12 protein-coding genes and 1 riboswitch are annotated in these 13,893 nt (G+C 69.0%); of the genes, 10 read left to right on the top strand and 2 right to left on the bottom strand.

All coding sequences use genetic code 11. The annotated features are described in order from the left end of the window. The first annotated feature begins 65 nt into the window (after window positions 1-65). From KV106_RS34390 to KV106_RS34360, 7 genes are all read left to right on the top strand, one after another. Window positions 66-2,333, top strand: coding sequence for an ATP-binding protein (locus KV106_RS34390; RefSeq protein WP_261216172.1), 2,268 nt, complete (start codon window positions 66-68; stop codon window positions 2,331-2,333). 74 nt (window positions 2,334-2,407) lie between these two features. Then, window positions 2,408-2,664, top strand: a riboswitch (cobalamin riboswitch). A gap of 186 nt (window positions 2,665-2,850) precedes the next feature. Then, complete coding sequence (locus KV106_RS34385; RefSeq protein ID WP_261216170.1) at window positions 2,851-4,935, top strand: TonB-dependent siderophore receptor; 2,085 nt, start codon at window positions 2,851-2,853, stop codon at window positions 4,933-4,935. 2 nt (window positions 4,936-4,937) lie between these two features. Further along, entirely contained in the window at window positions 4,938-5,849 is a 912-nt protein-coding gene (locus tag KV106_RS34380) for an ABC transporter substrate-binding protein (protein ID WP_261216169.1), read from the top strand. Further along, entirely contained in the window at window positions 5,846-6,847 is a 1,002-nt protein-coding gene (locus KV106_RS34375; protein ID WP_261216167.1) for a FecCD family ABC transporter permease, read from the top strand. The genes KV106_RS34380 and KV106_RS34375 overlap by 4 nt, the downstream gene beginning before the upstream one ends. Next, the gene (locus tag KV106_RS34370) at window positions 6,844-7,584 is read left to right on the top strand and encodes an ABC transporter ATP-binding protein (protein WP_261216166.1); all 741 of its coding nucleotides are present in this window, start codon (window positions 6,844-6,846) and stop codon (window positions 7,582-7,584) included. Before KV106_RS34375 ends, KV106_RS34370 begins: the two co-directional genes overlap by 4 nt. Continuing rightward, window positions 7,581-8,609, top strand: coding sequence for an LLM class flavin-dependent oxidoreductase (locus tag KV106_RS34365; RefSeq protein WP_261216164.1), 1,029 nt, complete (start codon window positions 7,581-7,583; stop codon window positions 8,607-8,609). Before KV106_RS34370 ends, KV106_RS34365 begins: the two co-directional genes overlap by 4 nt. A 47-nt stretch (window positions 8,610-8,656) precedes the next feature. Continuing rightward, window positions 8,657-9,490: an inositol monophosphatase family protein gene (locus tag KV106_RS34360; RefSeq protein WP_261216150.1), complete on the top strand. Its 834-nt coding sequence runs from the start codon at window positions 8,657-8,659 to the stop codon at window positions 9,488-9,490. A 14-nt stretch (window positions 9,491-9,504) separates the two neighbouring features. On the opposite strand, the gene KV106_RS34355 is transcribed toward KV106_RS34360, so the two are convergent. Then, window positions 9,505-9,921: a gamma-glutamyltransferase gene (locus KV106_RS34355; RefSeq protein WP_261216147.1), complete on the bottom strand. Its 417-nt coding sequence runs from the start codon at window positions 9,919-9,921 to the stop codon at window positions 9,505-9,507. Between the two features lie 433 nt (window positions 9,922-10,354). Between KV106_RS34355 and KV106_RS34350 the strand changes: the two genes are divergently transcribed. Further along, window positions 10,355-11,422 (top strand): substrate-binding domain-containing protein, encoded by a 1,068-nt coding sequence (locus KV106_RS34350; protein WP_261216145.1) that lies wholly within the window; start codon window positions 10,355-10,357, stop codon window positions 11,420-11,422. 49 nt (window positions 11,423-11,471) lie between these two features. Here the strand turns inward: KV106_RS34350 and KV106_RS34345 are convergent, their stop codons facing one another. Then, window positions 11,472-12,266: a Crp/Fnr family transcriptional regulator gene (locus tag KV106_RS34345; protein ID WP_261216143.1), complete on the bottom strand. Its 795-nt coding sequence runs from the start codon at window positions 12,264-12,266 to the stop codon at window positions 11,472-11,474. 438 nt (window positions 12,267-12,704) lie between these two features. On the opposite strand from KV106_RS34345, the gene KV106_RS34340 reads away from it, so the two are divergent. Continuing rightward, a complete protein-coding gene (locus tag KV106_RS34340) occupies window positions 12,705-13,109 on the top strand; it encodes a PRC-barrel domain-containing protein (RefSeq protein ID WP_261216141.1) in 405 nt (134 codons plus the stop codon). 10 nt (window positions 13,110-13,119) lie between these two features. After that, window positions 13,120-13,719, top strand: a complete 600-nt coding sequence (locus tag KV106_RS34335; RefSeq protein ID WP_261216138.1) for a DUF1269 domain-containing protein — start codon at window positions 13,120-13,122, stop codon at window positions 13,717-13,719. Window positions 13,720-13,893 lie beyond the last annotated feature (174 nt).

Here is a 13,893-nt window from a genome sequence, read left to right as displayed (position 1 = left end):
GGTTGGCGCCCCCTCGATGTCAGGCAAAATGCCGCATCGGTCCTCCCATCGCCCACGCACCGAGCGTGGCCCTCGTCTCCCTCAACGCGCGCAGCGCCTCCCGCCACTTGGAACGGCCGTCCCACCCCACGCCCACGCAGCCCGTCACCCTGGCCAACTGCGACAGCGAGCCCATCCACATCCCGGGCCTCGTGCAGCACCATGGCGCGCTGTTCGCGTTCGACGCCTCGACCCTCACGCTGACGCGCGTGAGCGCCAATGCCCGCGCGCTGCTGGGCGACACGGCGCCCGCCCTGGGCGAGCGCCTGTCGGCCGGCCACTTCATGGGCGACGCGCTGGTGCACGAGGCGCTGCACGAGGCCAACGGGGTGGCGGTCGATACCGGCGAGGGCTCGCCGATCAACCTCGAGGTGACGCTCGGCGAGCGCCGCTTCGACCTGATCCTGCACCGCATCGGCTACGAGCTGGTGGCCGAGTTCGAGGCCCGCGACGCCTCGGCGGACGCGGTCTCGGACTTCGCGCTCAAGGCGCACCGCGCGATGGACCGGCTCAAGCGCCAGGGTTCGATCGACGGCCTGCTCAACCTCTCGGTGGAAGCCGTGCGGCAGCTCACGGGCTTCGATCGCGTGATGGCCTACCGCTTCCGCCACGACGACAGCGGCGAGGTGGTGGCCGAGCGCCGCCACGAGGCGCTCGAGCCCTTCGTGGGCCGCCGCTACCCGGCCAGCGACATCCCGGCGCAGGCGCGCCGCCTCTACGTGATCAACACCCTGCGCCTGATCGCCGACGTGCAGTCGGCGCCGGTCGGGCTCGACGTGGCCGATCCGCAGCTGCCGCCGCTGGACATGAGCCACTGCACGCTGCGCAGCGTGTCGCCGATCCACATCGAGTACCTGCGCAACATGGGCGTGGGCGCGTCGATGAGCATCTCGATCGTCATCAACGGCCAGCTCTGGGGCATGCTGGCCTGCCACCATCGCAGCGCCCACCAGGTGCCCTACGCGATCCGCATGGCCTGCGACGTGCTCGCGCAGGTGCTGGCCTCGAACGTGCAGAGCCTGCTGTCGCGCGAGCAGGCGGGCCGGGCCTCGAGCGCGGCGCAACTGCGCGGCTCGCTGATCGAGGCCGTGCTGCATGCCGAGGACACCTTCAGCGCATTGATCGGCCTGGCGCGCCCGCTGGCCGATGCCTTCGACGCGCAGGCGGCGGTCATCGCCGAGCAGTCGCGGCTGCACGTGGAGGGCGAGATGCCGCGCGAGGCCGCGGCGGCGCTGATCCAGTGGCTCACCGCGTCGACGAACGGCGACGAGATCGTGGCGCTGCACGAGCGCGAGCGGCTGCCCGAGAACCTGCGTTCGCTGGGCGGCGTGTGGTGCGGCTTTCTCGCGCTGCGCTTCGACGCGATCGACAACGGCTGGCTGGTGCTCGCACGCAAGGAGCAGGTCGAGACCATCAGTTGGGGCGGCAAGCCCGAGAAGCACTACGTGAGCGGCCCGCTCGGGCCCCGGCTCACGCCGCGCGGCTCCTTCGACGTCTGGAAGCAAACGGTGCGCGACACCAGCGTGCCGTGGGGCGTCAACGACCTCGACTTCGCGCGCCAGCTGCGCGACGAGCTGATCCGCGCCAGCGCGGCGCGGCTGGCCGACACCTTCAAGGCCCGCACCGAACTGCTGGCCGTGCTCGGCCACGACCTGCGCGACCCGCTGCAGTCGATCACGATGGCGGCCAAGCTGCTCGAGCGCAGCCTGCCCGACGGCAGCAACGCCGGCGCGCGGCTGGGCCAGCGCATCCAGACCTCGAGCAGCCGCATGGCGCGGCTGATCGGCCAGGTGCTCGATGCCTCGCGCTTGCAAACCGGCATGGGCCTGCAGGTGGTGCCGGCGCAGATCGACCTGGCACGGCTGCTGGAAGATGCGGTCGACGAGTCGCGCACCGCCTACCCCGGCTCGCAGCTCGAGCTGGAGGCACCCAAGACGCTGCCCGTGCTGGCCGACCCCGACCGCATGGCGCAGTTGATCGGCAACCTCGTGAGCAATGCGCGCCACCACGGCCTGCCCGGCGAGGCGGTGCGCGTCCGGCTCGAGCAGGTCGACGCGCACGTGGTGTTCAGCGTGGCCAACCGCGCGCCGCCGATCGACGCCGCGCTGGTGCCCGATTTGTTCAGCGCCTTCAAGCAGCGCAGCGTGCCCAACGAGCGCAACAAGGGCGGACTGGGCCTGGGGCTGCACATCGCGCAGGCCATCGTGCGCTCGCACCGCGGCAGCATCGGCTATGCGCACGACGACGGCTACGTGGTGTTCACCGTGCGGCTGCCACACACGCCCACGCCCTGAGCTTTTCGCGCCGGGCGGCGCAAGACCCGCTCCTATAATCCGCCCCGCCGGCCGATGCAAACGAAAGCATCACCCAAGCCGGCGTGCGCGAAGGTGCGCCGGTCCCGTGACCGGCGTTAAACGGGAAGCAGGTGACGAGCTCCACGGGGCCCCATTCCTGCGCTGCCCCCGCAACGGTCGGCGGATTCGCGGTCCTCACAGTCGATGCCTTCGCGGGCACCGGCGGCCACTGTGCCTCGGCATGGGAAGGCGAGGATCGCGGCAGCGAAGCATCGCTCGATGCCTCGCGGCGCTCCGCAAGCCCGGATACCGGCCTTCGCCTCGTTCGGTCGCTGCGGGAGTGCAGGCAAGCCGGGCCGGTCACGCGTGGGCGCGGACCCGGTCGCTTGCAGCATCCATCGGCGCCCGGTTTGTTCTCATGGCCCGCGGGAGCGCGGGCCCGAAGGAAGCCCACGTGCGCAACATCTCCAGGCGCGGTCGCGTCAGACCCCACCAAGCCCTCATCGGATCCGGCGTCATGCTGCTCGCCTCGGTCGCTTCGGCGCAGGATGCCGAGGGCGCCGGCTCGCTGCCGCCCACCACCGTCAGCGACCGCAAGACCATCTCCACCGCCACGCGCCAGGAGGCCGACACGCTGCGCCTGCCCTTCGCCACCTATTCGGTCGAACGCGCGCAGCTCGACGCGGTGGGCGCCGTCACGCTCGAGGACACGCTGCGCAGCGTGCCGGGCCTGCAGTACGGCACGCAGGGCAACTACTACTCGCGCTTCGAGACCCGCGGGCTGCGCGACACGCAGGACGTGCTGGTGCTGATGGACGGCGTGCCGCTGCGCCTGCTGCAGGGCAATGCCGACATCACGCTGATCGCGCCCGACCTGGTGGACCGGCTCGAGTTCATCAAGGGCCCGGCCTCGGCGCTCTACGGCAAGAACGCGATCGGCGGCGTGGCGCAGTTCTTCATGAAGCCCGAGCGCGCGGGCGGCAGCCTGACGGCCACCATCGGCAGCCACGGCCGCCTCGACGGCAGCCTGCGCTACCGCTGGGACTTCGAGCGCGGCAACCTCTACGTGGGCGTGGCCAACAGCGACTACAACGGCTTCCAGCGCGATGCCGGCCGCGCGCAGTCGGCCCTGCTGGTCGGCGGCGACTTCGCCGTCACGCGCAACTGGACCACCGGCTTCCAGCTCTACGACACGCGCGTGCGCGGCGACCGCGGCTCGATCGTGCCGCTGGTCAACGGCAAGCCGATCTTCGGCATCACCTCGCGCGACAACTACGGCATTCCCGACTCCTACGTCACGGGCGACTACCAGTCCTTCTCGTGGAAGAACCGCTTCGAGCTCGGCGCCGGTTGGTCGATCAACCACCTGAGCAGCTTCGCGCGCTACAACCGCTTCTTCGCGGGCGGCATCACCATCGTTCCGCCGCCCGCGGCCGTGAGCAAGGGCTACTCGGAGAGCTACACCGCCGACCGCGGCGTCTACCACGAGCTCGCCGCCACGCACCTGATGGCGGGCAAGGGCTGGAGCAACGAGTTCCAGGCCGGCTTCAACCTCGAGCGCGGCTGGCAGGGCCTCGACTCGCCGAGCTTCAGCAACGCGCCCACCTACCGCGGGCCGTTCTACGACATCCCCGTGAGCAATGTGCGCAACGATCCGCGCGGCGTGCGCGGCAGCATCACCTCCTCGCGCTTCGACCAGGAGGTGCGCAGCGTCTACCTGCAGGACCGCTTCGAATACGGCCCGGTCGGCTTCACGCTGGGCGTGCGTCACGACCGCTTCGAGCAGACGCTCGGCCGCACAGGCACGCAGGTGATCTCGGCGCAGGAAGGCAGCCACACCAGCCCGCGCGCCGGCGTGGACTGGCTGTTCCTGCAGGGCGATGCCTCCTCGCACGCCGTGTTCGCGAACTGGAGCGAAGGCTTCCGGCCGCAGGCCGTGGCGCTCAACACGCGCGGCGGCGTGGTGGTGCCCGACATCCTACGGCCCGAGATCACGCGCAGCAAGGAAGTGGGCGTGAAGGGCCGCGCGGCGGACGACCGCTGGAGCTATCAGGTCAGCCTGTTCGAGGCCGAGAAGATCGACGGCCAGCGCTCCTACCGCAACGGCCCCGACTCCTTTGTCTTCAGCAACGCGACCTCGCGCACGAAGGGCATCGAAACGCAGTTGCAGTTCCAGCTCTCGCCGCGCTGGAACGGCTACCTGCACTACACCTGGCAGGACGCACGGCTCAAGGACTTCCAGACCTACACCGACAGCGGCGCGCGCAGCACCAACTTCGGCGGCTACCGCGTGCGCATGTCGGCCCACAACATCGCGGGCGCGGGCCTGACCTATGCGCACGGCGCCTGGGCCGTGACCGGCACCGCGAGCTACGTGGGCAGCCGCTACCTCCGCGACAATGCGGTCAATCCGCAGAAGCTGCCCGGCTACCTGCTGCTCAACGTCGCCGTGGCCTACCGCGTCAATCCTTCGCTCACACTGCAGGCCGGGGTGAACAACCTGACGAACAAGTACTACATCGCCGACGACCTGTCGGCGCAGGAAGCCGGCAACGCCGGCGCACCGAGGACGGTGTTCGCCCGCGCGCGCTACACCTTCTGAGCGTGAACCGGCGCGACGCGATCCTCGGCATGGTGTGCATGACGGCCGTTCTGCCCGCGGGTGCCGAGGAGGCGCCGTCGGGCGGCTTCCCGCGCGAACTCGTCGATGCGCTGGGCCGGCGCGTCGTCGTGCCGCGCGCGCCGCAACGCATCGTGGTGGTGTTCCCGAGCAACGTCGAGCTGGCCTGGGCGCTGGGCCTGGCCGACCGCGTGGTGGCCATCGGCGGGCGCGTGCGCTGGCCCGAGGATGCGCGCAGCAAGCCCAGCATCGGCGGCGCGCTCGGCTACTCGGCCGAGGCGGTGGCCGCCTTCCAGCCTGACCTGCTCGTGGTCACGCCCTCGCACCATTCGGCGCTGTCGCTGGTCGATGCCTTCGACCGCGCAAAGTTGCCCTGCGTGGTGCTCGCGCATCCCGACCTGCCCTCGGTGTTCCGCAACATCGACTTGCTCGGCCGCGCGACCGGTGCCGACGAACAGGCGCGCCGGGTGCGCGAGGACATGCAGGCGCGGCTGGCCGCGATCGAGCGCCGGCTCGAGGGTGCGCCGCGCCGCAGCGTCTACTTCGAAACGGCCGCTGCCGCGCGTGGCGCCTTCCAGACCGTGGGCACGGGCCACTATGCCAACGACGCGCTGGGCTGGGCCGGCGGGCGCAACGTGTTCGCCGACCTCCAGGGCGCGGCCCAGGTCAGCGCCGAGGCGATCTTCGCGCGCGACCCCGACGTGATCGTCTCGCTGCAGCAGGTGCCGCGCGATCCGGCGCTGATCGGCCAGCGCCCCGGCTGGCACACGCTGCGCGCCGTGCGCGCGAAGCGCGTGGTCGTGCTCGAGCGCGGCCACAAGCTGATTCCCGGCCCGCGCCAGATCGAGGCCGTCGAGCAGTACGCACGCGCGCTGCATCCGGAGCGCTTCGCATGAGGCACGCCACCGACGGCCGACGTGCATCGGCGACCACGGTCTGGCTCGTGCTGCTCCTGCTGCTGGCCGCGGCCGTGGTGCTCGCGCTGAGCGTGGGCGCCGCCACGGTCTGGCCCACGCAATGGTGGGGCGCCGACACCCTGCAGGCCGAACTGGTGCGCGTGTGGCGCGCGCCGCGCGTGGCCGGGGCCTTCTTCGTCGGCGCCTGCCTGTCGCTGGCGGGCCTGGTGTTCCAGGGCGTGTTCCGCAACCCGCTGGCCGAACCCTATCTGCTCGGCAGCGCCAGCGGCGCGGCCGTGGGCGCCGCGGTCTCGCTGCTGCTGCCGGCGCTGGTGCCCACCGCGCTGAGCCTGCCGGTGCTGGCCTTCGCGGGCGCCTGGGGCGCGAGCTGGCTGGTGCTGCTGGCCGGCAGGCTCGGCGGTGGCTGGCAGAGCAACCGCCTGCTGCTCGCGGGCGTCGGCCTGGCCGCGATCCTGGCCGCCCTGCGCAGCCTCATCGTGATCGTGTTCGGCGACGAGTCGACCAACCTGCGCGCCATCATCTCGTGGCAGCTCGGCGGCGTGCAGACGCCCACGGGCAGCGAGATCGCCGTGCTCGCGCCCGTGCTGCTGGTGCTGGTGCTGCTGGTGCGCGCGCTGGGCCGCGGCCTCGACGCGCTCGGCCTGGGCGAGGACACGGCCCATGCGATGGGCGTGCGCGCCGCCTCGTTCTCGGCGCGTGCCGTGCTCGTGGCCTCGCTCGCGACCGCGCTGGCCGTGAGCTGGGGCGGCCTGATCGGCTTCGTGGGCCTGATCGTGCCGCACGTGATGCGCTGGTGGATCGGCCCGCTGCATGCGCGTCTCACCGTGCCCTGCGCCATCGCGGGCGGCGCCCTCATGGTGCTGGTGGATGCGCTGGCGCGCTCGGCCATGGCCCCGAGCGAGATCCCCGCGGGCCTGCTGACGGCGCTGATCGGCGGCCCCTTCTTCCTCGCGCTGCTGCTGTGGAGGCGCGGATGACGGCCGACGCCCTGCGCCTCGATGGCCTGCGGGTGCAGGCCTCGGGCCGTACCCTGCTCGACGGCATCGACCTCGCGATCCCCGAGCGCGGCCTGTTCGGCATCGTCGGCCCCAACGGCTCGGGCAAAACCACGCTGCTGCGCGCCGCGCTCGGGCGGGTGCGCCCGCGCGAGGGCCGCATCGCGCTGCTCGGGCGCGCGCTCGACCAATGGAAACCGGCCGAGCTCGCGCAGAACATCGGCTATGTCGCGCAGCACGGCGAGAGCCATTGGGACCTGACGGTGCGCGAGATGCTGCAGCTGCAGCGCCCGGGCCGCGCGCCCGATCCCGCGCTGGTCGCGCGCTTCGAGCTCGACGCGCTGATCGACCGCCGCCATGCCTCGCTGTCGGGCGGCGAGCGCGCCCGCGTCGGCGTGGCGCGCGCGCTCGCGCACGACCCGCGCCTGCTGATGGCCGACGAACCCGCGGCCCATCTCGACATTCCGCACCACCACCGCCTGATGGCCCTGCTGCGCGACAGCGCGCGCACGCGCGCCGTGCTCGTGGTGCTGCACGACCTGCATGTCGCCAGCACCTGGTGCGACCGGCTCGCGCTGCTCGGCCAGGGCCGGCTGGTGGCGACCGGAACGCCGGCCGAAGTGCTCAGCGACGAACGCCTGGCGCAGGCCTATGGCCCGGGCATCGCCGCCTTCTCGAGCGGCGGCCTGCGCTTCTTCACGGCCGCCCCCGTGCCATGACCGCATCTGCATTGCGCATCGACCTGGCCGGCTGGTCGCGCGAGGCCACGCTCGGCCCGTCGCGCGAGTTCTTCGCGTTCTTCGAGGAGGCCGAGCGGCTGGGCTTCGACGGCGCGTGGTTCCATGAATTCCGCCTGCTGGCCGAAGGCGGCCCCTATCCCTCGCCGCTGCTGCTCGCGGCCGCGCTGCTTGCGCGCACCGAGCGGCTGCGCGTCGGCATCTCGGCGCTGGTCGTACCGCTGCACCATCCGCTGCTGCTGGCCGAGGAGATCGCGCAGTTGGCGCTGCAGAGCGATGGCCGCTTCGACGCGGGCCTGGGGCGCGGCACCGACGCATCGACCCTGCGCGCGCTCGAGATCGATCCGCAGCAGACGCGCGAGCGCTTCGCGCACGGCTGCCGCCTGGCGATCGCGGCCTTGCGCGGCGAGCGCGTGTCGTCGAGCGAAGGCCCCTGGCGCTTCGAGGCGCAGCAGATCCGCCACCTCACGACTTCGGCACCGCCGCTGTACATCGCGGGCTCGACCGAGGAGACGATGCGCTTCGCCGTCGCCGAGGACCTGCCGCTGCTGTTGAGCCTCGAGCCGCCCGAGCCGGCGCAGCTCGCGCATGTGGAGGCGGCCTTCGCTGCGCTCGACGATGAAGCGGTGGCGCCGCGACGTACCTCGTTCCTCGCGCGCTCCTCGCTCTCGCGCTATGTCTGTATCGGCGCGACCTCGGCCGAGGCAAGGCTGCAATTCGACGAGTTGCTGCCCCTGCTCCATCGGCGGCGCGAGCATTTCGCGATCCTGCGCGGGCAGGCGCCGGGCACCTTGCCGATGCGCGATCCTGCCGAGGTGCTGCGCACGCAGGCGATCGTCGGCGACCCGGCCTCGTGCCTGGAACAGATACGGGCCCTTACCGCGCGCACCGGCATTGGGCAACTGCGCTGCGTCTTCAATGGCAACGGGGTGCTCGACCGCGCGGTGGCAATGCGCGGGATGCGGCTGTTCGCGCAAGAGGTGTTGCCGGTGCTCAAGCGGGGCTGAAAGAACCCCCTTATGCTCCCGCGAGCCCACTTTCCTCGGTACCTCGCATGCCCGCCTCGCCTTTCACCCCCGACGACCTCGCGTTCCTCGGATCGCTGCTCGCCAACGCCGCGCGCGAGGAGATCATGCCGCGCTTCCAGAAGGTCCACGCCGTCGACCGCCGGCGCAAGACCTCGTCCTTCGACATCGTGACCGACGCCGACGAGGCCTGCGAGGCCGCGGTGCTCGCCGCCTTGCGCGCGCGCCACCCCGAAGCGGTGCTGATCGGCGAGGAGGCCTGCGCGCGCGACCCGGCACTGCTCGAGGCCATCGACGACGCCGAGCTCGCATTCATCGTCGATCCGCTCGACGGCACCAAGAACTTCGCGAGCGGCCTGCCTTTGTTCGGAACGATGGCGTCCGTGACCGCGCGCGGCGAGGTGATCGCGGCGGCGATCCACGACCCGGTGCGCGCCGACACCGCCTTCGCGATCCGCGGCGGCGGCGCGTGGATCGAATCGGCCTCGGGCGCAAGGCATCCATTGCAGGTCGCGCCCGCGGTGCCCGTCGAGAAGATGGAAGCCATCGTCGGCACGAACTTCCTGCCCGAGCCGCTGCGCAGCGAAGTCAACGCGCGGCTGTCGCGCCTGGGCATGACCAACTGGTTCCGCTGCGCCGCGCACGAATACCGGCTCGCGGCCGCGGGCGACATCGACGCCCTGTTCTACAACAAGCTCATGCCCTGGGACCATGCGGCGGGCTGGCTGCTGCATCGCGAGGCAGGCGGCTACGCGGCGCATCACGACGGCTCGGCCTACCGGCCCGCGCACCGGACCGGCGGGCTGATCTGCACCGCCGATCGCGCGAGCTTCGACGCGGTGCGCGCGGCCTTGCTGGGCTGACTCGTGTCCGACGCTCAGTAGCCGACGGCCAGGCCGTCGCGCCGCCCATCGGAAGCGGCGATGTAGAAATCCTCGCCGCCGCGCTGCACCAGTTGCGCGGCACCGAAATCCAGATGGCCGGTCGGCAGGATCTGGACGGCATGCCCCCTGGCCCGCAGCCCCTCGGCCACGTCCGCGGGCATGTGCGCTTCGAGCTTCACGCTGCCGTCGAGCGGCGAGACCATGAACCGCGGCGCGTCGTTCATGGCCTGCGGGTTCTGGGAGAAGTCCGCGAGCCCGCACATCATCTGGACATGGCCTTGCGCCCGCATGAACCCGCCCATGACGCCGAAGGCCATCACCGGCTTTCGATCGGGGACCGTCACGAAGCCGGGAATGATCGTGTGCAGGGGCTTCTTGCCGGGCCCCACTTCATTGGGATGTCCCGGCACGACATCGACACATTGGAATCGAGCGAAAGCACGATTCCATCATTGCACGGTCAATTAATTATCAACCGAGTCGATTCCGACAATTTAAGTTCCAACAACTCAAAATAGCATCGAGCCGATTACGATCATCTCGATGCGCAGAAGTTATCGGCTGCTACAAAAGACAACCAATCTCATATACATCTCCAAAATTATCGTGCAATATTTCTTCTGTCATCAGGGGAAATAAATGAGAGATCTTTCACGGACCCGGACCGCACGCCAGACGGCGGTATCGATGCGGCAATCAGACAACCCCTCGCAACAGAAGCAGAGTCGGCAACCGACTTGCTGGCCAGTCGAGCTGAACTGAGCAGGAGTCCGCGCGCGGCCCCGAAATCCGGTCATCGCAGCGCTCGGCCCTCGGTTTCTCTTTCTTGCAGGGAGTATTTCAATGAGAAAAAAGAACGGCGCACCTCGCCGGCCGGATTCCAACGTATCGAAGACGAAGCCGCGGTGGATTCTCGCGGCATGCATTGCCATCACCGCCGCGGCGCTTCTGATGGCGCTCGTCTGGACGAATTTCATGCGCGCACCATCGAACCGGATCGTGGGACTGATCCTCAAGACGGAGCAGAATCCTTTCTTCGTCACGATGAAGAGCGCGGCCATCGACGCGGCGCGCACCCGCAACATCCAACTGCTCACGGCCGCGGGCCGCTACGACGGCGATACGCAGGCGCAGATCGATGCCATCGAGTCGATGGTCAAGGCCGGCGCGAAGACCCTGCTCATCACGCCGAACGGTTCCGCCATCAACGATGCGATCCGCAAGGCGCGCGGCGAAGGCGTGATGGTGCTCGCACTCGATGGCGCGACGAACCCGCCCGATGTGGTCGATGGCCTGCTGGCCACCAACAACTACGAAGCCGGCTTCATGATCGGCCAGTACGCGAAGGCGCGTTTCTCGAACAAGCGGCCACAGATCGCCATGATCGGCACGGACGCGCACGCGGTCGGCGTGGCGCGGCACAACGGATTCCTGGCGGGCCTCGGGCTGCCGGGAGCGAGCCCCGCGCTCGCGTCCCTTGCAACCCCTCCAGAGGTCGTTTGTGTCGGAAACTCCCTCGGCGATCGCGCGCGCGGACAGGCGGCGATGGCCCAGTGCCTGCGTTCGGCGCCGGACATCAACCTGGTCTACACCATCAACGAGCCCACGGCCGCTGGCGTGCACGAAGCACTCGAGTCGGCGGGCAATGCGAACGACGCGATGATCGTGTCGATCGACGGCGGCTGCCCGGGCGTGCGCGACGTGGGCGCCGGCATCATTGCCGCCACCGCGCAGCAGTATCCCGCGATGATGGCCGTGTACGGACTCGACGCGGCCGACACCTATGCGCGCACCGGACGCAAGGTCACGGGCAACACCGATACCGGTGTCAACCTGATCACCGAGAAGAGGGAGCCCGGCGACAAGTCGATGACGGTTGCCTGGGGTCTCGCGAACTGCTGGGGCGGGTGAGCGCCATCCGCCCTCCGGTGGATGCCGGGCCCGCCTCGGCAACCAGTGGCTAGACACCGTCGACGAGACGCAGCTTGTCCAGCGATTCGATGGCGATATGGCCGTAGGACAGCGAGATGGCCCCCGTCGATGCGATCGCGCGCAGCTCCATGGACAAGGTCTGCCTCGTGAGGCCGAGCATCATCGCCAAGGTGTCTTGAGTCACTGAAACGACGCGACGCGGCGAGTCGCTCAGCACGCCGTCACCCCGCGCGAGGTACTCGATTCGGCGGGCGATTCGCGCACGGGTGCTGCGCAGGTGAGCGTCTTCCATCAACTCGAAGATTCCGCGCGTGTGCGCGCACTGCAAGGCAGCCAGGGAACGCGCGAAGCCAGGCCGCAGCAACAACCGCTCGATCGTCTCCTCCCTCGCATGGAGCATTCGCGTGGGCGTCAGAACACAGACATCATGAGAACGCGGAAGCCTGTCGATGCTGGACACTTCTCCGAACCAGGAACCCCGGCCGACCAGCGACAGGATGGCCTCGCTGCCATTTGCTCCCAGCCTGGACGCCTTGAGTGTTCCACTGGCGACACCGAAGATTCCGTCCGCGGGATCCCCGCGATGGAACACATACTCGCCGGCCCGGAATTCCCGAAGCTCTCCTTCCTCCAGGAGTGCGCGGCGGTCGGATGCGTCGAGCGTCGCGAACCAGGCATTTCGATGGATGCCGGCCAGTTCATCCGATGTGAGTTCTGAACTCATGGCGGCGAACCGTGCCGCGAAAACGCCCGACGCGCCATGTTCCGCGTGGAAGCCGAGGACCTCGATTGCACGCCGGGCTTGCTGCTCGTGCGCCAACATCTCTCACCCATCTCTCTCCTTTCCTCATTGCCTTCGAATGCCAGGCCCCGCGCGACGAGCGGTCTCGGCGCGCCGACCTTTGCCGGTCGCGAGGAAGCCGCAGTGCTGGCCTGGCGATGTGTGACGAGCTGATAAGACCATGAGCGGCGGATTCATGTCGAGAAAAATTGTTTCGAACGCCAATAACAAAATCTTCGCCATGCGTCCCGGTGTCGCGCCCGAGTCGCATCGCGAATTGATGATTTCTTGACCACCTCCCGATAGCGAATTGCGGGAAGCGTGCGGGGCGGGAGCGGATCTGCTCGACCTCCCGCGCTTCTTCCTGGGGCTAACCCGCAATTTGCAAGATTTCTTGCGGTCTTGCGCGAGTCGCTTCACTAGCCTCGGGGGCGATCGCTGTCAGCGAATCGATCACCAGTTTTTCCAAAGGGGAGTCCTATGAAGAAGTCCGATCTTTCGATCACCGTCCTGTCGGCCATGCTGATGGTGTTGCCCATCGCATCGCAGGCGCAGACGGCAGGCGCCACGGTCTTCGGCGTCAGCGAGAGCGTGCTGGCCGACGTGGCAAAAGGCTGGAGCGTCAAGAAGACGATCCTCCATGCCGAAGTCCGCAACGATGCGGCCAAGCCCGAGAGCCTCGGCAAGGTCGAGGATCTGATCGTGGCGCCGGATGGCACGGTCTCCTACCTGATCGTCAACGCCAGCAAGTTCCTGGGCATCGCCGACCATCGCATCTCGATTCCCGTTTCGCAATTCAGGCACGTGGGCAACATCCTCGTGCTTCCGGGCGCGACCAAGGAGGAGCTGCGCAAAGTGCCGGTGTTCATCTATGCCAAGAACTGAGGGAACGGACATGACGACCAACATCATCCTGATCACCTGGCCCGATTCGAGCCAGGCCTACAAGGCCTTCTCGGCCGTCAAGAGCTCGAGCCATGTCGATGCCTCGCAGGCGGCGGTCCTCGAGCGTTCGCCGGACGGACGATTCAGCGTCAAGGACGGCAACAGCAACACCGTGGGCCTGGGCACCTTCGGCGGCGGGCTGATCGGGGGCCTGGTGGGCATTCTCGGCGGGCCGCTCGGCATGCTGCTGGGGTTCTCGAGCGGATCGCTGTTCGGTTCGGTGGTCGATCTCGGCCAGTTGGAGCGCACCGAATCGGTCATTGCAGCCATGAGCCAATTGATTCGGCCCGGTACCGCCGCGTTGCTGTTGCAGGTAGACGAAGATTCGCCGGCCATGATCGATACGACGGCACAGGAGCTCGGCGGCCAGGTGCTGCGCCTCCCTCTAGAGCAGGTCGAAGCTGAAGTGCTTGCCGCCGAAGCCGCGGCCGTTGCCGCCGCGCGCGAAGCAAGCCGGGTTCTGCGCGAGGAAAGCAAGGCCGAGCGCAAGGCGGAGCGCTCCGCGGATTGGGAAAACATCAAGCAGAAGTTCAAATCGGTCTTCTCCTGATGGGTTGAATCGAGTGCGTGGAAATCCAGTTGCACTGGTACCACCCAAGTCCCTCAATTCCGATATCCATCGAACTTCAACTTGTCCTCCGGCCCGCCTCGCGCGGGCCTTCTTTCGTGTCGCCGCCGGGCAGCGAAGACGCTCTCTCCAACTTGTTGAACATCATCGGGCGGC

It is taken from the genome of Variovorax endophyticus (assembly GCF_025376855.1).
GTDB lineage: Bacteria > Pseudomonadota > Gammaproteobacteria > Burkholderiales > Burkholderiaceae_C > Variovorax.
This window is presented reverse-complemented; position numbering and strand designations above follow the sequence as displayed.